Genomic DNA, 19610 nt, shown 5'->3' with positions numbered 1-19610 from the left:
ACGGAGAGGGATCGGAGATCCCTCAAGCAGTCGGGCAAAGCCCGACGACGGCGCGGCTTCCCGTACCGCGGGTGGGATATTTGCTGGTCTACGACACGACCTGTTCTCTCGTCTGAAACGTCCCGCTCTCGCGGTCGAACAGGTGTACCGATGGCTGTGCCACACAGCCGTTACTCCTATCCTCACCGTGAGGACTCGGAGTTATCTTCTGGCGCATGTTCTCCGCTCCGTTACAATCCGCGTTGGCTACCAACTCACACGACTCACAGACGTACAGGCCACGTTCGACACGGTTCGACTTCGTCGCATCGCCACAGTGCGAGCAGGTCTTACTGGTATCCCACTCGTTCTCCTTCAGCACCTCGACGCCACGAATCTCGCCTTTGTATGCGAGGTACTGGCAGATGCGGTCAAACGCCCACGAGTGCAACTTCTTGTTCCCCGTTTTCCCCCAGTCGGACTCTCGAACGTCTTCGGGCCAACTCACTGCGAGCGTGCCAACACCGCGTTCGACACATTCGGTGATGATGGTGTCCGTGAGAACGTGGTAAAAATGCGTCTCGCGGTCTGCGAGTTTCCGACGCGCCCGCATCGACTTCTCTGACGGGCCGTTCTCACCTTCGGTGTCGTACTCGGCCCGGGTGAAGTAGTGCTTGTCCTGTTTGAGCGAGTTTCCGGGGTACAGGACGTATTCGTTGGGGAAGGCGACCGTGGCGATATTCGTGATGCCGAGGTCGATGCCTGCTACCCCGTCGCCTGCCGAGTCGCTGGTTTCGAGGTCGACTTTGCAGACGAAGTGTAGTTCCCACTCGTCACCGTTCCAGACGGCGCGAACGTTCTGCACTCGGGTGACTTCTGAGAGGTTGACATCTGGCCGGGTCTGGTACTCACAGAGGATGAAGTCCGACCAATTCTCTTTCAGGTTCGACCCTTTCGAGAGTCGGACACGGTTGTTCTCGGGATCGTGTTTGAAGCCGTCTGCTTTGAACGTGACCGTACTGCGCGGTCGTTCGCCACCGTGTTTGCGGTAGCCGGGCGGATTCGCCGTCTCGTCGTTCTGTCGTAGATCGAACCACGACTGGAAAGCGTCAGAGAGTTCTTCGATGACTTTCTGACTGGATTGTGCATTCAGGTCTTTCCAGCACGCTTGATTCTTCATGTATGCCTTCAGTGCCCCTTCATCGGGTACCTCGCCGATTTCATCCCAAATGCGGTCGGCTGTCCAGCGTGCAACGTTCCAGATCTTCGAGGCGGCGTCTCCGAGCAAATCCAGGTCATCGCAGACCTGTCGCTGGTTCTGAATGGAACCAACATAGCTGCGAGTAACCTGAATCGCCATACATAGCCTATATAGACAATCCAACTTAGCGGTGTGGATTCACGTTGAATATCCAGCCTGCCATCGACTGTGGATTGTGTACCCGAGTGACGCGATTCACGCCCGGCGTAAACGCCGGGATTCTCTCGCTGTTCAAAGATAGAAACTCTTTTGCAACTCTACAGGCGAAATTCGGTACTCGACCGCGGGCGAGTTCATCCGGCTATCTTCTCGGGCGCGGACTGATCGCTCGCGATACAGCGGCACCGAGGGGTGTCCGTCGGGAGACTTCCGCGTCGATTACAGCGGAACTCCGGGGTCACGTTTCATAGATACAGCGGCACCGAGGGGTGCATTTTCTCCCGTTTAGTACCTCAAAGTGCGAAATAATGCGTATACAGCGGCACTGCGGTTCGAACAGGTTAAGTGCTCTCCGCGGAATATCTCCGATAACTGAATGCCTGACTCGATGGATTACTTCGGCAGCGAAAACGAGATCTTCAGGAACAAGGAACTCCTGCAAGTCTCGCACCTCCCCGATGGCGACCGGATCATCGGTCGTGAGGACGAACTGACGGACCTCGCGAACGCGATCAAGCCGGCCACACGCGGGAACACACCCAACAACGTCCTCGTCTACGGGAAGACGGGAACCGGGAAGTCCCTCTGTTCGAAATTCATCACCAACCAGGCCATCGAGCGTGCGAAGGGCAACGACATCTCGATCGGCGTCGCCTATGTCGACTGCCTGCAAGAGTCGACGGAAACACAGGCCGTCCAGTCGGCTGGCCATCAACTCAACGACCAGGCGGCAACGGATATCTCGATTCCTCACTCGGGGCTGAGCACCTCGGAGTACTATCGCCGGCTCTGGCGGATCGTCGATAGTCGATACGATGTCGCGCTGATCATTCTAGATGAAGTGGACAAGATCGAAGACGACGACATCCTGATGCAGCTCTCGCGGGCGGTCGAATCCGGCAAACTCACCGAGAGTACGATCGGCGTCATCGGCATCTCGAACAAGGTTCGCTACAAGGACTCGCTGGACGAGCGAATCAAATCCAGCCTCTGCGAACGGGAGTACGTCTTCTCGCCGTACGACGCGACCCAGATCCGTGAGATTCTGCGATCGCGTTCGGACGCGTTCCACGAGGGCGTCCTCGAGGATGGCGTCATTCCCCGCGTGGCCGCACTCGCTGCCCGTGAACACGGCGACGCCCGGAAGGCGATCGATATTCTTCGCTTTGCCGGCGAAATCGCCGAGGAGAGTGACCACGAGTCCGTGACAGAGGACTGCGTCGATCACGCCCACGAACGCGAGGAGACGAGTCGGCTCGCCGAACTCATTTCCAAGAGCCCGAGTCACGCGAAGTTGGTCCTCGAAGCAATGGCGCTACTCACCCAGCAGAAGGAAGGCGATAACGCGCCGGTGACGACGAACGAGGCCTACGACCTCTACAAGCGACTCTGCGAGCGCGATGAGTCCGACCACCTGAAACTCCGGCGCGTCCGCGACATCCTCTCGGAACTCGAGTTCCTCTCGATCATCGAGCAGGAACGCAAGTGGGCCGGACGGGGAAAAGGTAATTATATGGAGAATCGGCTGATCGACGATCCGACGGTTATCATTGCCGCCTGTAACGAGTCCGAATGACATCCTTCTCGGCGTAAACGCCGAGGTTTCCCGAGTCAAGCGAGTAGTGTGGTCAGCGATTCACTGGGCGGGAGGCTGCTTTCACAGGAACTCGCGCACGTCCGAGTACCACATATCGTGGTAGTCGACGTGCCCTACCCGCCGTGCGATCGCGACAGCGAGCGAGTGCCAGCAGCGTTCGGTCGGGTCGTCGTCGTCCAGATTGTACTCGCTATCCTTGCAGGTACAGTTCCCGTCCTCGACGATGTACTCGTCGTCGTAGCCGACGACGATCGTAAAATCGCGGTAAGCTTTCACCCGATTTTCGCCCACCGCTTCGATGGCGCGAGCGCCGCGGTCGCCGTGAATCCGCGTGATCTGACCGACGATCTCGGGCGTGAGCTCGCCGGCCTCCTCGAGAGCCGCTTGCCATCGCTCGACGGGATCTGCCTTCGACACGTCCGAAACTGTGCGCCCAACTGTAAAATCGGTTTGGTTGTCCGTCCAGCGCGGCCGCTCGAGACCACACCGTTTTTCGCTCGCTACCGACGAGACGTGGTATGCGCGTCACCGAGGGCGGGGTCGAACTCGAGGTGCCCGGCGAACAGACCGAGGGCATCGAGGAGGCGGTCTTCTACAACCCGCGACAGGAGTTGAACCGGGATCTGACGATCGCGACGCTGCGGGCTTACCGGGAGCGCGAGGAGCGCGCCACGTCGTATCTGGACGCGATGACTGCAAGCGGCGTCCGCGGCGTGCGGGCAGCAGCCGACGGCTGGGACGTCACCTGCTGTGATGTCGACGAACAGGCAGTCGACCTGGCGCGGGAGAACCTCGAGCGAAACGACTGCGAGGCAAGGGTCGAACACCGCAACGTCAATGCCCTGATGCACGAGGAGCCGTTCGACGTGATCGATCTCGACCCCTACGGAACGCCGATGCCCTTCGCCGATGCCGCGTTCGCCAACTGCCGGGATCTCGTCTGTGTCACCGCGACCGACACCGCGCCGCTGTGTGGGGCCCATTTCAACAGCGGCGTCCGCTCGTACTCGGCGGTGCCGCGAAACACGGACTATCACGCCGAGATGGGCGTCCGCGTACTCATCTCCGCGCTCGCGCGCAGTGCCGCCCGCTTCGACGTCGGTGTCGAGCCGATCCTGACCCACGCGACCAGCCACTACGTCCGGACGTACCTCGAGCTCGAGCACAAGGCCACGTCGGCCGACGCCGCGATCGACGAATTAGGCCATCTTTACCACTGTGAAGACTGTCTCTACCGCGAGGCCGACCCCGGGCTGATCGCTGATCCGCTCGAGACGTGTCCTCACTGCGACGGGAATCGCATGCTCACCGCCGGGCCGGTCTGGCTCGGCCCCGTTCAGGACCCGGACTTCATCGCCGCTGTCCGGGACGAAATCCCCTATACGTTCGGCACCGCGCCACAGGCGCGCGAGCTCTGTGACACGCTCGCGGCGGAACTCGACGTGCCAACCCACTACGACCAGCACAAACTCTGTCGGAACTGGGGGCTGCCCGCCAACGCGATGGACGACTTCCTCGCCGACCTCCGTGACGCCGGCTACGAGGCCTCGAGGGCCCACTACGGCGGGACGACGTTCAAGACGGACGCCGACGTGGGCGAGATCCGCGCGGCGACCGAGGACAGTCTCGAGTAACTCGAGAACGGAGCCGGTCGAAGCGAGCGACTACCGGACCGACGGCCTCGCCAGCCCGACACCGCCGGCGCACAGGCGCTAAATAACAGCTATCTGGCTATTCTGTGCCGTGTAATTACATATCTGTGTCTGGCTCGAAAGAGGTGGTGTGACCGACTACGGACGGGTGGTTGAGATAGTGAGGCGAGCCGTTCGGCTCGCGAGGGGTGAACAGTTGACGCTGCTGGCCGCGGGCGTCGCGTTCTACGGCTTTTTATCGCTCGTGCCGCTCGTCCTACTATCGCTTGGGATCGCAGCGTCGATCGGCGGCCAGGATCTTGCGGCGCGGCTCTCCGCGGCGGCCAGCGATGTCCTCACGCCGTCGGCCCGGGAGGTGCTCGCCGAGACGCTCGTCGACGAGACCGGGCGACAGGGCGCGACCGTCGCTGGCATCCTCGGCCTACTGTGGGGCTCGAGCCGAGTCCTGCGCGGTCTCGATCGGGCCTTCTCCCGGGTGTACGGAACGGTGGGATCGAAGTCGGTGCTTGATACGATCTGGGACGCGACGATCGTCTCGATCGGTATCTCGCTGGGGCTGCTCGCGGTCGGTATCCTCGAGTTCGTGATCCGGTTCGTGCCGGGATTCAGGCTGGCGATCGTCGGCCAACTGTTCGTCGTGGTCGGCCTGATCGCGACGTTTCTGCCGCTGTACGTCGTCTTTCCGGACAGCGACGTCGGGGTTCGCGAGGCGTTACCGGGAACACTCGTCGCAGCCATCGGCTGGTTCGCGGTCAGTCACATGTTCTCCGTCTACCCCAACCTCGTCACCGGCTACACGATCTACGGCGCGCTGGGTGCCGTCTTTCTCGTGCTCGTCTGGCTGTACGTCGGCGCGATCATCCTCGTCTTCGGAGCGGTAATCAACGCGACCCTAGCCGACCGTGAAGTGGATCGGCAGCTACAAAGTCCCCGCGGACGACAGGTCTCGACAGAAGCGATGACCGACGACGCCACGGGTGCCGACGAGGGGGCGACCGAGGACCGCGCCAGCAACCGCGCGAGCGCCCGGACACACGACCGCGCGGACGATCCCGAAGTACTGCGCGAGGAAATCGAGCGGCTGCGCGATCGCGTCGAAACCTTCGAGGACGATGTCGAGGACCGCACCGTCAGGAAGGAGTCCCTCGAGAGCGAGCTCAAACGCTACGTCCGTCGCCGCGTTCGGCGCGGCCACGCCCGCGACTGGGGGCCATACATCGTCTTGCTATACGGGACCGCGATGTCGATCGCGGCGTTTTACTTCCTCACGGGCCCGTGGGCGATCCTGTCGCTGCTGGTCGTCTGGACCTCGACGCTCGGCGTCTACGTGCTGATGGTCCTCTTTGGATTCGGCATCTCCATACTCGACGTACCCGGCCGCCTTCGCGATGCGATCGGCGAACGGCGCTCGTAAACTACCCCACCCTACTCCCTCGGCGCTCCGCGCCTCGGTCCTTGAGGGTGGGGCTTTGATGTGGACTCCCGACGATTAATCGCCAGCAACAGGCTGGTGACTCTTGCCGGTCACCGTCCCACCATTTATACGCAGGTCTACTTCTGCGTCTCCGCCCCCCGACTTGGGCGAGGAACGGAGTTTGTGTGTTCGCTTCCGAGCGTACCGTAGCCCGATGTTCTTTGCGCCGTTGTAGTCCGCGTTCACCTCGTACCCGCACTTCTGGCAACAGAAGCGTTCCCCGTGGCGATTGTCGTCGTGCGTGAACCCGCAGTCCGTTCGAGAACAGCGTTGGGACGTGTGGTTCGGCTCAACTTGCTCCACGGAGACACCGCGTTCTGGTGCCTTGTACTCGACGTACTTGTAGAGGCGTCGGAACGCCCATATGTGGTGCCACTTCGCGTGCGGAAGTCGCTCGCGTATGTCGGTTAGGTCCTCGAACACGATACCGTCGCAGCCGTGTTCGACGGCTTCGGTGACAAGTTCGTTGGCGACGGTGTGGATGTACTGTTTCCGCCACGCTTCTTCGCGTTTGCCGAGTCGAAGCAAAGCGTTGTGTGCGGCCTGCGTGCCTCGCTGTTGCATCTCACCACGTCGCTTCTCGAACTCGCGGCACCAGTGGTCGTAGTCGTCAGCTTGCCAGAAGCGCCCGGTTGAGGAGACGGCGAGACTGTTGACGCCGAGGTCGATACCGAGGACCGTTTGGTCGGGGTGCCCGGTATCTGCTGGAACCTCTGCGTCGTCGCCGTTAGATTCACAGCGCCGAGTAGAGATGTTGAGGTAGAACTCGTCGTTCACCGCGTCGTACCGGAGCGTACTCTCACGGAACTTGTAATCCTCGGAGAGAACGTACTGCTCGTAAGGCGTCGGGCTGTCTACCGGGAGGATGAACGACGGTTCGACCCGGCCCTCAACCGTTGCCAGCGACACCTTGTTTCGGTAGAAGGTCGCGCTCCGCGTGTCGTAGTCCATCGTTTCGGCAGTGAACGTCGGACAAGAGACGCGCTGTCCCTTTTTCCAGCGTTCGATAACGCCTTTGACGGCTTCAACGGCACGACGGATGGCGGCTTGGACGAGTTGGGCCTGTAACTCCGTCTCCTCTCGAAGTTCGGAGTAGAGCGCGTCCCGTACTTGCCGTTTGTTGGTCTTGCACTCGGTGTAGGAAGTGTCGGACCAACAGTAGTCGGCGGTGCGATTCGCGCAGTACAGGTATTGCTCGGCGGTTCGGTGGAGTGCGTCGCGTTGCTCGTCGGAAACGGCGAGTTTCACGACGGCGGTTCGGCGCACGTCCATACTTCAGAGAATTGGCAACGGTACTTATACGTTCGGGAGTCGGTCGGTCGCGGTATGCCAGTTTCGTCGTACCATATCGGTTTCCTCTCCGGCCTACTCGCTCCCTTCGCTACGCTTCGGTCGCTCCTTGAGGCCGGAGGCTCCACCTCGAATTACGCTGAATCCCCATCGAACGGCTTCGTCCAGCCACTGCTGTTGTTATTCTGCCAAATATCAGCCAGCGATTTCGCAGCCATTTACTCGAACCAGGCCTCCCATCGGTACCGTGGTGAGGCAACGCCCGCGAGTGACCATAGTTCGAACGCGTACGTGATCCCCGGACCATCGGCGTTGTCGCAAACGAGTGCGACGGTGCCGTTGAGCGCGACGGCCGTTCCATACCCCTTGGCGGCGTGCGATCTGTGTCCGTCGGTACTGTTGGCGTCCTTAGGGGTGAGAGTTGCCCGCCGGCGCCAGTTTTCCTCCATCCGCTCGTATGCGTATGCCGTTCCTCTCTTTTCGGGATCATAACGACCTGCATGACGAACGAGAGTTGGCGCAGTCGGACTCGACGACGCACTGACGGGACGATTCCGGCTGGCCAGTCGGAACCGTTGCTACTCCGAATTTCGCGCCCGTTTCGCGGCTCCTTCGAGCAGACTCACTGCCGCGTCAGGACAGTCCGGTTGACGAACCGTCGAACCCGATCCGTGTATGTCGCCGGCCGGTGAAGGTTACAGATGTGGCCGGCGTCCGCCAGCACTTCCACGCGGCCATCCTGTGCGGCTCCGGCGTGAGCCTGCTCACCCCGGCGCATCAGTTTGTCGTTCTCTCCGTTGAGGACGAGTGTCGACCCGGGATAGCTCGAGAGCTTCGCCCGGAAGTCCTCGCCTGCGAGGTCTGGCCCGGCATCGCCGAACCCCTTCGGATAGAAGCCGGCGTCGATGATCTCCCGTTCGATATCCGGCGGGAGGTTCCGATTTCGAACCCAGCGTGTGTTCAGCTTCTCGATCGCTCGTGTCCCGAGGTCGGGTTTGGTCAGGAGCCGCCCGAGCGCGCCCGTCAGTCGGGTCCCGAGTTCCAGCTTCCCCGTCGGATTCACGCTACTCCCCGACAACACCAGTGCGTCGACCTGATCAGGGTGGCGATCGGCGTACTCCGTGATCACGTAGCCGCCCAGCGAGAGTCCAACGAGTACCGCCGAGCCGTCGGTGTGCGTCTCGAGCGTCTCCTCGAGCACGTCGATCGCCGGCTCCATCCGGAACGGTTTGCCGGCACGAGTCCCGTGTCCCGGTAAGTCGGGGGCGACAGTGTGGAACTCCTCGGAGAGTTCCCGTTGCTGTGGCAGCCACATTTTCCGCGTGAACACCGAGCCATGGACGAACACGATCGACTGTGCGTCCGCAGGGCCAGCGACGTCGACACCCTCGCCACCGCCTCGTTCGTCTCTTTGGACCATAGCTGTCGGCCGTATGATGGGGAGACTCTTAGTAAGCACCCCGGCAACGCACGATGAGAGTCCGTCTCACTCGGTCGAAACGCACAGCAGGGCGCTGCTGCCGGTGTCGAGCGCTCCCACGACCTCGTGTCACCATGTCGTGGCGCCACAACAGGACACGTCCCGTGGCTACGGTCGGGTCGGGACTGGACCTCCTGTCGGCGCGTTCAGCGGTCGCGCTCGAGCTGGTCGCCGCCGAACTCGTCGTCGCTCTGGATGCGAGAGGCCTGTGGGCCGTCCTGGTCCTGATATTTGGAGCCACGCTCGCTGCCATAGGGGCGCTCGGCTTCCGTCTTGAGTTCGGTGAAGGTAAGCTGGGAGATCCGCATGCCCGGCGTGAGCGCGACCGGAGCCGTGCCGAGGTTCGAGAGTTCGAGGGTGATCTGGCCGCGATAGCCGGGGTCACAGAGGCCGGCCGTCGCGTGGACGACGACGGCGAGGCGCCCCAGCGAGGACCGGCCCTCGACGTGGGCGATCAGATCTGCCGGGATCTCGACGCGCTCGTGGGTCGTCCCCAGCACGAAGTCGCCGGGATGGAGGATGAAATCGTCGCCGTCCTCGACGATCGTCTCCGTGACGTACTCGTCGACTTCCCGCTCGGAGTTCGGATGGATGCAGGGAATGTTCGTCCGCTGGAACTCGAGGAACTCCCGTCCCAGCCGAAGGTCGATACTGGCAGGCTGGATCTGCAGTTCCGGATCATCGAGGGGCTCGACGACGAGGTCGCCGGCCTCGAGGCGCTCGAGAATGTCCGCATCGGAGAGGATCATACCGAGTAGGAGCGAGTACGGGGCCCTAAATTCCTCGGTCCGTGGCGAGCAGTCTGCGGCAGTCAATCCATATCGTGTATGGTAATAGCTATCTATTACCGACTGAGTGAAATTATAGTCTGTACGGCCTAATAAATTATAATGACACACGACGAACGGCGGTGCATGGATGGGGAGCGGGATCGCTTCAACGGCGATACGAAAGTCTTGCATCAGCGAGCGGTGAGGACGCCACTTCCCGACCGCGCGGCCGAGCGAGTGTTCCACGAGAACATGATGATCGTGGCGGACGCCCAAGAGCGGAAGGCAGAGCTACTCGCCGACTCCGAGGTCCCGTTGCCGGTCGCCTACGAGCAAGAACTCGACGCCATCGCCGAGAGTTTCAAGCAACGACTCAGGCGGATTGCGGGCGACGGCTACGAGGAGATCGCGATGGCCTACTTCCGCGGCGAGCGCGACGACCGGCTCGGAGAACTGGCTGCGTACTACTTCGAAGGGCTGTGGCGGATCCAACAGCGAGCAACCATCACGGATATGATGTTCTCGCCGGTTATCTTACGGTATCCAGACAGTTTTACGGTGAACATTCGCTTCACACCCGGATACACCACGACGGAATCGATCTACTACGAGTCGCCGGAACACTGCACAGAGGAACTGGCCGACGAGTACGCCACGACGTACTACGAGGAGAGTCGCTACTCACAGCAGCAAGCCGCAGCGTACCTCAGAGAGGCAGCACAGACCATCCGCGAGCAGTTCCCCGACCCCGACGATACCTCGTTCGACGAGCGCAAGTACGGCGGCATCGTCTCGGCCGGCGGCCGGCGTGGATCGGTCTTTACGTCTATGCTCGAGCCGCTCGAGCCCGACCCGAACCGGTTTTCGGAGCCGGTCGACGAGCCGACACTCGTCGAGGCGGGCCCGGAGGCGAAACGGACGGAACGGGAACTCCTTCGTAACGACGCGATCGTCCTGTAACGGTCGGCCTACTTGCATTGTGGGCGGCCGTCAGTGATCGGGACCCGTGGTTGCTCGAGGCTCTTATTTCCTGGTCCACACGAGCGCACCGACCGACAGCACGCCGAGGAACGCACCGGCGGCGAGCGTTGGAAACGCCGCGGTGTAGCCGCCACGGTCGAGCGCCAGTCCGAAGACGACCGGCGAGACGACCGTCGTCGAGAAGCCGGCCAGCGACTGGACCGACAGCGCGGTGCCGACGTGTTCGTCGGCGACGACCTCGGTCACGAGCGTCGACGTGGGCGCGCTATCGAGCGCGAGGACGACGCCGTAGGCGAGCGTCACGGCGACGAGCGCCGCTAGCGGCAGTCCACCGAGGAGCCCGAACGTCGCGCTCAGGACGGTGCTGGCACCGAGGCCGGCGGCGATCGTCTGTGGCCGGCCGACGCGGTCGCTGAGCCAGCCGCCGGCGGCGTTGCCGACGCCGCTCATGGCGATCATCGCACCGACGACCAGCCCCGGCAGGACCGCCGAGTCGGTCGCCACGAACGCCGGCGTCGCCACGAGAAAGGCCAGCAACCAGTTGCGGACGCCGAACAGCTCCCAGTTGTGCCACGAGTAGATGCTGACCGCAGCGAGATACTCCCGGTTTCGGAAAATCGAGAGATCGAATCCGCCGGCGGACGATGTCGTCCGCTCGGGACTGTCGCGGGTCAAGCCGAGTATCACCGGCGCGACGAACAGCGCGCCGACGCTCGTGACGGCGATCGCGAGCCGCCAGTCGACGGCCTCCGCGGCGACCGTCGCGAAGACGAACGAGAAGCCGCTACCGAGTTCGTACGTGGCGATGTAGAGCCCCAGTGCCCGGCCGCGCGTGGCCTCGGGGAACCAATCGCTGACGAAGCGCATTCCCGGGACGTAGACGCCGGCGACGAAGAGTCCGGAGAGGAATCGCAAAATGGTACCGACGAGGAGCCCGTCGGCGACCGCGGCGAACGCGAGACTCGGGAGGGCGGTTCCAGTGGCACCGACGGCGATCACCCACCGCGGCGAGTAGCGATCCGCGAGCCAGCCCGCAGGGACGATCGCCACCAGATAGCCCGCCTGGAGCGCGCCGAATATGATCCCCGCTTCGGTTCCCGAGAGACCCCACTCCTCGACGATTAACGGGAGCACCGCGGAATAATTGAACCACACCAGCACAGAGAGGAAGAGTGCGATCGACGTCACGACGAGGACCCGACGACGCTCCTGCATGCAAGATTGTGTGACTGTCACTTATATCAATGCTATCGCCGTCCGGGCTGGCTGCCGGTTCCGGCGTCAGGATAGGTACAAGTAAAGGGATCCCCGTCCTCGAGTCGGCCATGAAGCAGGCCATCGTCGCCCGGGCCGACATCGGCATGGGGGAGGGAAAGCTCGCCGCACAGGTCGCCCACGCGTCGCTGTCAGCCTACGAGAAGGCAGACAGCCAGTTGCAATCCCAGTGGAAACAGGGCGGCCAGAAGAAAGTCGTCCTCAAGGGCGAGAGCGAACGTCAGTTGCACGAACTCTCGGAGATCGCCGATAGCAAGGGCATCCCCAACGCGCTCATCCGCGACGCGGGGCACACCCAACTCGAGCCCGGCACCGTTACCGCACTGGCCGTTGGGCCGGCGGCCGACGACCGCGTCGACAGTGTGACCGGCGACCTCTCACTGTTCTGATCGGCGATCCGCAGTGAGCGCCTCGAGCGCGGCGAATCAGTCCGAGCGGTAGCCCCGCGGTTCTTCTCTGACGACCGACTCGTCGTCGGCAGACGGCACGTCGGCGCCGATATCCGGGAGCAGCGAGCGGACGTCGATCGACTTGCTGCCGAGCACCGCGAAGCCGGCGAAGATCGTCAGGAAGCCGGCGATCGCGAGCGCGTCGATCGTCTCGCCGAGCAGCGCCCACCCGCCGAGCGTCGAGACGACGGGCACGACGTAGAAGATCAGGTTCGCGCGGATCGCGCCGGCCGAATCGATGAGTCCGAAGTAGGCGACGTAGGCGACGACGCCGGCGAAGACGCTGACGTAGCCGAGCGCCAGCAGCGCTTCGGTCGTCCACGTGATCGCGGCCGCCGACTCGCCGCTCGTCCAGGCCAGTAGGTGACTCAGCGCTGCGGCAAAGGGGAGTCCCCAGGCGATTCGGACCGGACTCGAGAGGCCGCTGTCGGCCCGACGGATCAACACGGCACCGAGCGCGGCGCTGATCGCGCCGGCAAAGAGGATGCCCTTGCCGACGGCCCCACCGAGCAGGTTTGCGGGGTCGGGGCTGACCACGAACCCGACGCCGACGAGTCCGAGTCCCATTCCCGCCGCGCCGCGCCGAGAAAGCCGTTCGTCGGAGAGCAACGCTGCGGCGAACACCGGCGTCATGATCGGGTTGAGACTGTAGATAATCGAGGCGACGGCGCTCGAGACGTACTGCTGGCCGACGAACAGCAAGGCGTTCGTCAGTCCGATCGCGAGGACGCCGGTCGCGAGAATGCTGGCGACGTCGCCGCTGTTCCGCGGAAGCAGTTCCGACCGCGAGCTGGTCAGGCCGACGTACGCCAGCATGAGCACCGCCGCGACGTCGTAGCGAAGTGCCACGAACAACAGCGGCGGGAAGTACGCCAGCCCGGCCTTCGCGGCGACGAAGGTCCCGCCGAAGAGCAGACTCGAGAGGGCAAAGAAGACGGCACTGCGACGGGACATCATTATCCCGCCACCTCCGTGGAGACCGGCTGCGCCGACCCGGTTGCGGGCGACGCGCGAATAGCGAAGATCATCGTACTATAGCGTACGAGTTCCGGGTTTATAGTTTCGTTCAGAAAATATTTCACGGCAAGAAAGGGCAGCGAGTCGAGAAAGAGTCGGGAACCGTGCTATCGCTGCACCCCATGAAATCATTGCACGGTGCGAAAACGGTTTCCCGTGACGGCGACGAGAGGGCATATGGAATCAGCGCTCGAGGAGATCGAATTCCTCGCACTCTCGTCAAACCGCGTCGAGGTACTCAGACTGCTCTCGAAGGGGCGACACACGCGGACCGAACTGGCCGACGAGACGGGGGCGTCGCAGGCGACGCTGGGGCGGATCCTCGGTGACTTCGAGGACCGGTCGTGGATCAGACACGACGGCAGTGAGTACGTCGCGACCGCGACGGGCCGACTCGTCGCGGCTGGGTTTACCGACCTCCAGGAGATCCTCGAGACGGAAGCCAAACTCCGCGAGATCGTCGACTATCTGCCGACCCACGCGATGGATTTCGACCTGCGGCGGCTCTCGGATGCGACGATCACGGTTCCCAGCGCGACGCGGCCGAACGCGCCGCTCGGCCGATTGCTCGAGTTCCTCCGAGAGGGTGACGAGGTACGGACGTTTTCGCATACGTTCAACGAACAGACGCTGGGCGTCGTTCGGGAGCGCGTCACCGCAGGCGAGCAGCGATTCAGAGGGGTTTTCGGTCGGAACGCGATCGACGCGCTGGCCAACGAATCGGGGCTTCGACGCCAACTCGAGGCGCTGCTCGACGCCGACGATGCGGAAATCAGGGTTCGAGAGGAGGGCGTCCCGATCGCGATCATGATTGTCGACGAGCTCGTCTATCTCCTCTTGCGCGACGAGAACGGCATCCTGCGGGCCTCCGTCGACACTGACGACGACGCCGTCCGCTCGTGGGCCGAGGACTCGCTCGATCACTACTGGCGGACGGCGACGCCGCTCGAGATCGACGCGCTCTCGGAGTGAGTGACGGCCGGGAAGTTGCCGGCCGTCCGCGTCAGGTCGGGATCGCCTCGAGTCCCGGCGTCGGCCGTGCGTGCGCGGGCAGTTCCGGTCCAACCGCAATCGATGCGGGTTCGGGCTGTGTCTCGTCGTCGCCCGTTTGCTCGATGACGTACTCCTGGCCTACCGTCGAGGCCTGGAGGTTGTCGACGGGTGCGTGGTCCTCGGTCAGTATCGGTACGCCGTCGGTGTTCGGCGCGTCCATGTAGTTTCTGACCTCGCCGCGCAGGTCGATCCCCAGCTCTCGCTGTTCGTTTCGCGCCTCGAGGTCGGCTTCGGTGAAGTTCGTCTCGGCTTTCGTCGCAGCGATTTCGATGTTCTGGACGGAATCCCAGCTCGAGGTACGGAAGCTGTACGTCGACGCGAAGGCCTCGTCGATCGTCTTGTACTGTGCCCGGTAGAACGCCGAGCCGGAGCCGCTCGGTGCGGCGATGACGTTCGCGAGCAAGACGCCGTCCTCGTCCAGGTGGCTCTCGGCCAGTTCCATGAACTCCAGTTGCGTGAGGTGGATGGGGACCTGATCCTTCTGGTAGGCGTCGAGGACGATCACGTCGTATTTCTTGTCGGTCTCCTGGAGGAAAATCCGCCCGTCTTCCGTGTGGGCAGACAGGTTTTCGCTTTCCTCGAGCCGGAAGTATTCCTTGGCCGTCCGCGTCACTTCGGGGTCGAGTTCGGCGACGTCGACGTCGACGTCGTACTTCCGCTCGAAGTCCTTCGGCCCGGTGTAGCCACCCCCGCCGATGAACAGTACGTTCTCGACCTCGTCTGGATCATCGACCATCAGCATGGGAAGGTGGAAGTACCGCGTGTACTCGAAGACGTGCCGGTCGGGGTCCTCGAGATCCATCGCGCTGTGGCGCGCACCATCCAGGTACAGCGTTCGGGTATCGCCGTCGTCGATCACCTCGAGTTCCTGGTAGGCCGTCTGGGTCTGGTAGACAACGTCGCCGCGGTGGTCGAACGCCACCGGGCCGAGGCCGGCCGCGACGACGAGCACGATCGCGATCGCGACGCTGGCCGACGCCGGCTTCGGGGTGAGTCTGGGTAGCGTGAGGGCGAACGCAGTCCCGACGAGGATGAACCCGAACAGGAGACCGATCATGTCGATACCGAGTGCGGGAACGAGGACGTACGTCGTCGCGCCCGCGCCGACGATGCTGCCGATGGTGCCGAGCGCGTAGACGTGGCCCGACGCTTCGCCAGTCCCTTCCTTCTGTGAGAGTTCGGCCGCGTACGGACTGATGAAGCCCAGCAGGTAGGTCGGCGGCCCGAAGAGCATGATGACGGCCGGCAGCGAGGCGTACCGGGCCGGCAGCGGGATCGCCGACGCCGAGAGCAGCAGTTGGTCGCTCGCATAGATCACGATCGCGACGTAGCCTGCCGTCCCCAACAGGAGCCAACTCATGCGCTGATTCGACGCCGTCGACGCCTTCTTCCCGCCTTGCCAGTAGCCAAGACTCAACGCTGCCAGAAAGACGGTGATGATGCTCCCCCAGGTATAGATACTGCTGCCGAACTGGGGGGCAATGATCCGACCGGCGAGGATTTCCAGGCCCATGCTGGTGACGCCGGAGACGAATACCGCGACGTCGGGTTTCGTCGGCCGGTAGGCGGCGGGCTGCCCCATGCTCATTATCGGCCTAACGTGAGCCTGCGACGAGAACCTGTCGCCCCAGTACGGAATCGCCGGGACTCGAGCGATCGTCCCACGTTCGTCCGCCGACCCGAGATCTAATGTCGGCAAGGAAGAATGTAATGGCAACATACTTGTAGGTGAGATATCAAGTCCAGTGTGTATGCCGCAGTGTCCCCGCCGCACCCTCCTCGGTGGTATCGGCACGACGATCACCGTCGCACTGGCTGGAAACGCCGCGACAGCGACGGACGACGACGCTTCGACCGACCGCGGGTCCGGAACGCCCTCGTTCGAGGCGCTCCTCGAGGCGCTTCCGGCGTCGGTCGCGACGGACTCGATGGTCGTTACGGCGATCGACTTCGACCGTCGACGGAACGCGAACGAACCCCACGATCCCCGGCCCAACACCGGCTCGTTCCGGATCGATCCCGCGTCCGTCTCGAAGCAGGTCACGGTCCTCGAGACCGACGACGGGTATTCGAGACCGGTCAGCGTCCTCACCGGCGACATCCAGCTCGCAGGCGACGGCGACCGCCGCGAGACCGACGACGGCCTCGCGTACGACCGCTACGAGACCGACGACAGCGAACTGGTCGCCGGTGTCACCGACTCCCTCGTCGTCATCGCCGAAGACGAGGCGACGATCGGCGATGCCCTTGCGGCGAAGGCAGGCGACGGCGAGCGCTTGCTCGAGGCCGAACCCGTGATCGAGGACGCCCTCGAGTCGCATTCCGCCGACAGCTACGTCGTCCAGATCGGCGATGAGAGCGGCCTCTCGGCCGACGACGCCGATGTCGAATACGTCGTGCGAGCGATGACGGTTCGCGATCCGGACACGATCGAGGTGGCACACGAGATCGTGTTCGAGGACGCGGCCGACGTCACCGACGAACTGGTCGAGCGACTCACAGGCGACCTCGCGTACATGGCGACGAAAGGCGAACCGACGGTCGAGACCGATGGGGCGGTCGTGACGATCACTGCCGAGCGCGATCTCGCTGCGGAACGGGCAGCCCGGAACCACGAGAGCCCCGGCTTCCTCCGACCCGAACGCGACGTCGATCCCGACGACGACGTCCTCGAGATCGAAATCGGGCGGGGCGATCCAACCCCGGTCGAAGACCTCTCGCTCGAGGTCGACGACGAGGAGTACGACCGCGAGATCTGGGCCGACGGTCACGGGACCCTCGAGGAAGGGGATACGATCGTCATCGACATGGACGACGTCGAACCGAACCTGTCGGTGACGATCCGCCACGACCACGAGGCCGGTGGCAGTGCGAGTTCGACGACGATCCTCGGCCACTTCCACTTCGACTTCGCGTACGACGCCGACGCGGAAACGCTGACCCTGGAATACGCCGACGACTTCCCCCTCGAGGGCGATAGCGTCTCCCTCGCGGTCTACGAGGACCGTCCGACCTACCGTCCCAACGGGGACAGCCCCGAGCCACGCACGACTGCACAGCCCTGGACGAGAACGCTTTCAGCCGGCGACGAGGCGACGCTCGAGAACGTCACGCCGGGCGAGACCGTTCTGGTCTGCTGGGAGGGTACGAGCCAGCAGGACAGCATCGCGTACCACCAGATCCGGCCGCCTGGCGTCGTCAGCTTCGACTACGAGTACGACAGCCGGACGCTTTCGGCGACGCTCGAGTTCGAGGACGGCGACGAGCGACCGGCCGACGCGTACGAACTGCTGCTCGACGACGAACCGGCCGCCACCCAGTGGGCCGACGAATACGAGACCGTCACGTCCGGCGCGACGATCGACCTCGAGGACGTGTCCGCGGGGACCGACGTCACCGTCGTCTGGGGCGATGATGACGTCCGTGTCGGGGGAACGCGACCGCGGCCGTCGGTCGATCTAGCGTTCACCGACGACGAGACCGCAGTCGAGCACGTCGGTGGGGATTCCCTCCCCGCATCGGATCTCACGGCCCGCGTCTGGACCGACGACGAGCGCATCGAGATCGACCTCGACGAGGAGATCGACGGCGAGTTCACGGACGGTGATACGTTCGCCGTCGACGCGGACGACGTCCGTCACGTCACGCTCGTGTACGACCAAGAGCACCACGTCGGATTCGTCTCGTCGGAATAGATTCCGGTAGAAACCACAGCAAACGGGTTCCGGAGAATCGTCGTGCGGCCGGTTCGACTCAGACGGGTTGCCGTCCCGAGTTCTCGGTGAGATCGTACCCTGCCTGCGATCCACCCGGATTGACGGCCGTGTCTCAGTTCGTCGTGATGACTTCGATCACGTCCCGGGGCTCGACCTCGTAGTCTTTACCCAGTTGGCGGTTCGTCCGACAGTCGATCGCGTGCAGGAACCCGTCACCAATGTCCGAATGGAGGCTGTACGCGAAGTCCTCCGCGGTCGAGTTCGGCGGGATCAGGTAACAGTCGGGCAGCACCTCGCCGCGTTCGTTGCCCAGCCCGTTCGCGCCGCCGGGGAACACCGGCGTCACACCGAGGACGTCGAAAAGTGCCGTCTCGAGGGCTGCCTGCACGCCCGTCGCGCCGAACTCGTCGAGGAAGTCTCGAATCTGCTCGAGACCTTGTTCCTGGTCACCGGAGATGTCGCCAGTGATCTCGAAGTCGCTATCGCCGGGCCGGTAGTCGACGACGCCGGCTTTATCGGCGGATTTTAGCGCCTTCTCGGCGTGGGCGCTGCAGGGAACGATCGTCAGGTGGTCGTAATCGGGATCGTTCGTGATCTCCTCGTAGTTTGCCTGGGCTTCAGGCGTGTCCATCTTGTTCGCCGCGATGACCATCGGCTTGGTCTCCTTGCGGATCTCGCGGGCGAGTGCGAGTTTGTCGCCTTCCTCCCACTCGTCGGGCTCGAAACCGATGTCGACGCGCCGGATGAGGCGTTTGATCTCGTCTTCGTTCGTTTTGAACGCGCTCATCTGTTCGGCCAGTTCTTCCTCGATGGCGTCGTCTTCGGTGGTGTAGCCCGTCTCGTAGCGTTCGATGCCCTTCTTCAAGATGCCCAGATACCACTGGTCGAGTTCCTCCTCGAGGAAGCCGATGTCGTCTCGCGGGTCGTGACCCTCGGTGGGTTCGCCCTCGGCGTCCGTCTTCCCGGAGAAGTCGACGACGTGAACGAGCACGTCGGTTTCGTTCAGGTCGGAGAGGAACTGATTCCCGAGTCCGTTGCCCTCATGTGCGCCGGGGATCAGGCCGGCGACGTCGACGAGTTTCGTCGGGACGAACCGCGTGCCGTGGTCGCAGTAGCCGACGTTGGGCGTACACTCCTCGTCGAACTCCGGTGCCGCACAGTCGACGCGGACGTAAGCTTCGCCCACACTGGGATCGATCGTCGTGAACGGGTAGGCCCCCTCGGGCACGTCGTTCATCGTTGCCGCGTTGAAGAAAGAGGACTTGCCGACGGACGGCTTTCCAACCAGTCCGATCCGGTAACTCGTACTCATTATTCGTCCCTCGAGCGGCCCGGCTAAACGGGTTTTGTTCCATCGCTGGAATGGTGTATGTGAACCGGCCACGAGGTGACTCGAATTATCCGGACTATCGACGGAGTAGCACCGTGAACAGGCTGGTCTACGGGCACGTCGTTCA

The 19610-nt window shown here is 63.3% G+C and carries 17 protein-coding genes; 7 read left to right on the top strand and 10 right to left on the bottom strand.

Features of this window, described 5'->3' with window-relative positions:
• Window positions 1-88: 88 nt before the first annotated feature.
• Window positions 89-1339: an RNA-guided endonuclease InsQ/TnpB family protein gene (locus ACFR99_RS05340; protein ID WP_390285071.1), complete on the bottom strand. Its 1251-nt coding sequence runs from the start codon at window positions 1337-1339 to the stop codon at window positions 89-91.
• Between the two features lie 436 nt (window positions 1340-1775).
• Here ACFR99_RS05340 and ACFR99_RS05335 point away from each other — a divergent pair, with 436 nt between their 5' ends.
• Complete coding sequence (locus tag ACFR99_RS05335) at window positions 1776-2975, top strand: Cdc6/Cdc18 family protein (RefSeq protein ID WP_390285069.1); 1200 nt, start codon at window positions 1776-1778, stop codon at window positions 2973-2975.
• 81 nt (window positions 2976-3056) lie between these two features.
• Here ACFR99_RS05335 and ACFR99_RS05330 read toward each other — a convergent pair whose 3' ends face one another.
• Window positions 3057-3413, bottom strand: coding sequence for a hypothetical protein (locus ACFR99_RS05330; protein WP_390285067.1), 357 nt, complete (start codon window positions 3411-3413; stop codon window positions 3057-3059).
• Between the two features lie 101 nt (window positions 3414-3514).
• Between ACFR99_RS05330 and ACFR99_RS05325 the strand changes: the two genes are divergently transcribed.
• Both ACFR99_RS05325 and ACFR99_RS05320 read left to right on the top strand, forming a co-directional pair.
• Complete coding sequence (locus ACFR99_RS05325; RefSeq protein ID WP_390285065.1) at window positions 3515-4630, top strand: tRNA (guanine(26)-N(2))-dimethyltransferase; 1116 nt, start codon at window positions 3515-3517, stop codon at window positions 4628-4630.
• Window positions 4631-4808: 178 nt separating this feature from the next.
• Complete coding sequence (locus ACFR99_RS05320) at window positions 4809-6062, top strand: YihY/virulence factor BrkB family protein (protein ID WP_390285063.1); 1254 nt, start codon at window positions 4809-4811, stop codon at window positions 6060-6062.
• 75 nt (window positions 6063-6137) lie between these two features.
• On the opposite strand, the gene ACFR99_RS05315 is transcribed toward ACFR99_RS05320, so the two are convergent.
• The 4 genes from ACFR99_RS05315 to dcd all read right to left on the bottom strand — a co-directional run bounded on the left by ACFR99_RS05315 (window position 6138) and on the right by dcd (window position 9641).
• Window positions 6138-7394, bottom strand: coding sequence for an RNA-guided endonuclease InsQ/TnpB family protein (locus tag ACFR99_RS05315; protein WP_390285061.1), 1257 nt, complete (start codon window positions 7392-7394; stop codon window positions 6138-6140).
• Between the two features lie 236 nt (window positions 7395-7630).
• Window positions 7631-7861 (bottom strand): hypothetical protein, encoded by a 231-nt coding sequence (locus ACFR99_RS05310; RefSeq protein WP_390285059.1) that lies wholly within the window; start codon window positions 7859-7861, stop codon window positions 7631-7633.
• 173 nt (window positions 7862-8034) lie between these two features.
• On the bottom strand, window positions 8035-8832 hold the full coding sequence (locus ACFR99_RS05305) for an alpha/beta fold hydrolase (protein ID WP_390285057.1): 798 nt from the start codon (window positions 8830-8832) through the stop codon (window positions 8035-8037).
• A 206-nt stretch (window positions 8833-9038) separates the two neighbouring features.
• The gene (dcd, locus tag ACFR99_RS05300) at window positions 9039-9641 is read right to left on the bottom strand and encodes a dCTP deaminase (protein WP_138781595.1); all 603 of its coding nucleotides are present in this window, start codon (window positions 9639-9641) and stop codon (window positions 9039-9041) included.
• Between the two features lie 165 nt (window positions 9642-9806).
• Here dcd and ACFR99_RS05295 point away from each other — a divergent pair, with 165 nt between their 5' ends.
• Window positions 9807-10622 carry a hypothetical protein gene (locus ACFR99_RS05295; protein WP_390285397.1) on the top strand — a complete coding sequence of 272 codons (816 nt, stop codon included), beginning with the start codon at window positions 9807-9809 and terminating at the stop codon, window positions 10620-10622.
• A gap of 63 nt (window positions 10623-10685) precedes the next feature.
• Here the strand turns inward: ACFR99_RS05295 and ACFR99_RS05290 are convergent, their stop codons facing one another.
• Complete coding sequence (locus tag ACFR99_RS05290; protein WP_390285055.1) at window positions 10686-11858, bottom strand: MFS transporter; 1173 nt, start codon at window positions 11856-11858, stop codon at window positions 10686-10688.
• A gap of 110 nt (window positions 11859-11968) precedes the next feature.
• Here ACFR99_RS05290 and pth2 point away from each other — a divergent pair, with 110 nt between their 5' ends.
• Window positions 11969-12307, top strand: a complete 339-nt coding sequence (pth2, locus tag ACFR99_RS05285) for a peptidyl-tRNA hydrolase Pth2 (RefSeq protein ID WP_390285053.1) — start codon at window positions 11969-11971, stop codon at window positions 12305-12307.
• 36 nt (window positions 12308-12343) lie between these two features.
• On the opposite strand, the gene ACFR99_RS05280 is transcribed toward pth2, so the two are convergent.
• The gene (locus ACFR99_RS05280) at window positions 12344-13324 is read right to left on the bottom strand and encodes a DMT family transporter (RefSeq protein ID WP_390285051.1); all 981 of its coding nucleotides are present in this window, start codon (window positions 13322-13324) and stop codon (window positions 12344-12346) included.
• 237 nt (window positions 13325-13561) lie between these two features.
• On the opposite strand from ACFR99_RS05280, the gene ACFR99_RS05275 reads away from it, so the two are divergent.
• Window positions 13562-14356 (top strand): helix-turn-helix transcriptional regulator, encoded by a 795-nt coding sequence (locus ACFR99_RS05275; protein ID WP_390285049.1) that lies wholly within the window; start codon window positions 13562-13564, stop codon window positions 14354-14356.
• A gap of 31 nt (window positions 14357-14387) precedes the next feature.
• Here ACFR99_RS05275 and ACFR99_RS05270 read toward each other — a convergent pair whose 3' ends face one another.
• Window positions 14388-16025: a spermidine synthase gene (locus ACFR99_RS05270; RefSeq protein WP_390285047.1), complete on the bottom strand. Its 1638-nt coding sequence runs from the start codon at window positions 16023-16025 to the stop codon at window positions 14388-14390.
• Window positions 16026-16188: 163 nt separating this feature from the next.
• Here ACFR99_RS05270 and ACFR99_RS05265 point away from each other — a divergent pair, with 163 nt between their 5' ends.
• Window positions 16189-18132 (top strand): hypothetical protein, encoded by a 1944-nt coding sequence (locus tag ACFR99_RS05265; protein WP_390285045.1) that lies wholly within the window; start codon window positions 16189-16191, stop codon window positions 18130-18132.
• A gap of 133 nt (window positions 18133-18265) precedes the next feature.
• Here ACFR99_RS05265 and ACFR99_RS05260 read toward each other — a convergent pair whose 3' ends face one another.
• On the bottom strand, window positions 18266-19465 hold the full coding sequence (locus ACFR99_RS05260) for a redox-regulated ATPase YchF (protein ID WP_390285043.1): 1200 nt from the start codon (window positions 19463-19465) through the stop codon (window positions 18266-18268).
• Between the last annotated feature and the right edge of the window lie 145 nt (window positions 19466-19610).

The sequence above is a fragment of the Haloarchaeobius amylolyticus genome, assembly GCF_042678045.1.
Classification (GTDB): domain Archaea; phylum Halobacteriota; class Halobacteria; order Halobacteriales; family Natrialbaceae; genus Natrinema; species Natrinema amylolyticus_A.
This window is presented reverse-complemented; position numbering and strand designations above follow the sequence as displayed.

Bases quoted from the DNA above. Each gene is read 5' to 3' on its own strand.
- ACFR99_RS05340 (WP_390285071.1), bottom strand. From the start codon at position 1,339: ATGGCGATTCAGGTTACTCGCAGCTATGTTGGTTCCATTCAGAACCAG.
- ACFR99_RS05260 (WP_390285043.1), bottom strand. From the start codon at position 19,465: ATGAGTACGAGTTACCGGATCGGACTGGTTGGAAAGCCGTCCGTCGGC.
- ACFR99_RS05290 (WP_390285055.1), bottom strand. From the start codon at position 11,858: ATGCAGGAGCGTCGTCGGGTCCTCGTCGTGACGTCGATCGCACTCTTC.
- ACFR99_RS05325 (WP_390285065.1), top strand. From the start codon at position 3,515: ATGCGCGTCACCGAGGGCGGGGTCGAACTCGAGGTGCCCGGCGAACAG.
- ACFR99_RS05270 (WP_390285047.1), bottom strand. From the start codon at position 16,025: ATGAGCATGGGGCAGCCCGCCGCCTACCGGCCGACGAAACCCGACGTC.
- ACFR99_RS05335 (WP_390285069.1), top strand. From the start codon at position 1,776: ATGCCTGACTCGATGGATTACTTCGGCAGCGAAAACGAGATCTTCAGG.
- dcd (WP_138781595.1), bottom strand. From the start codon at position 9,641: ATGATCCTCTCCGATGCGGACATTCTCGAGCGCCTCGAGGCCGGCGAC.
- ACFR99_RS05275 (WP_390285049.1), top strand. From the start codon at position 13,562: ATGGAATCAGCGCTCGAGGAGATCGAATTCCTCGCACTCTCGTCAAAC.
- ACFR99_RS05315 (WP_390285061.1), bottom strand. From the start codon at position 7,394: ATGGACGTGCGCCGAACCGCCGTCGTGAAACTCGCCGTTTCCGACGAG.
- ACFR99_RS05265 (WP_390285045.1), top strand. From the start codon at position 16,189: ATGCCGCAGTGTCCCCGCCGCACCCTCCTCGGTGGTATCGGCACGACG.
- ACFR99_RS05295 (WP_390285397.1), top strand. From the start codon at position 9,807: ATGGATGGGGAGCGGGATCGCTTCAACGGCGATACGAAAGTCTTGCAT.
- ACFR99_RS05305 (WP_390285057.1), bottom strand. From the start codon at position 8,832: ATGGTCCAAAGAGACGAACGAGGCGGTGGCGAGGGTGTCGACGTCGCT.
- ACFR99_RS05280 (WP_390285051.1), bottom strand. From the start codon at position 13,324: ATGATGTCCCGTCGCAGTGCCGTCTTCTTTGCCCTCTCGAGTCTGCTC.
- pth2 (WP_390285053.1), top strand. From the start codon at position 11,969: ATGAAGCAGGCCATCGTCGCCCGGGCCGACATCGGCATGGGGGAGGGA.
- ACFR99_RS05310 (WP_390285059.1), bottom strand. From the start codon at position 7,861: ATGGAGGAAAACTGGCGCCGGCGGGCAACTCTCACCCCTAAGGACGCC.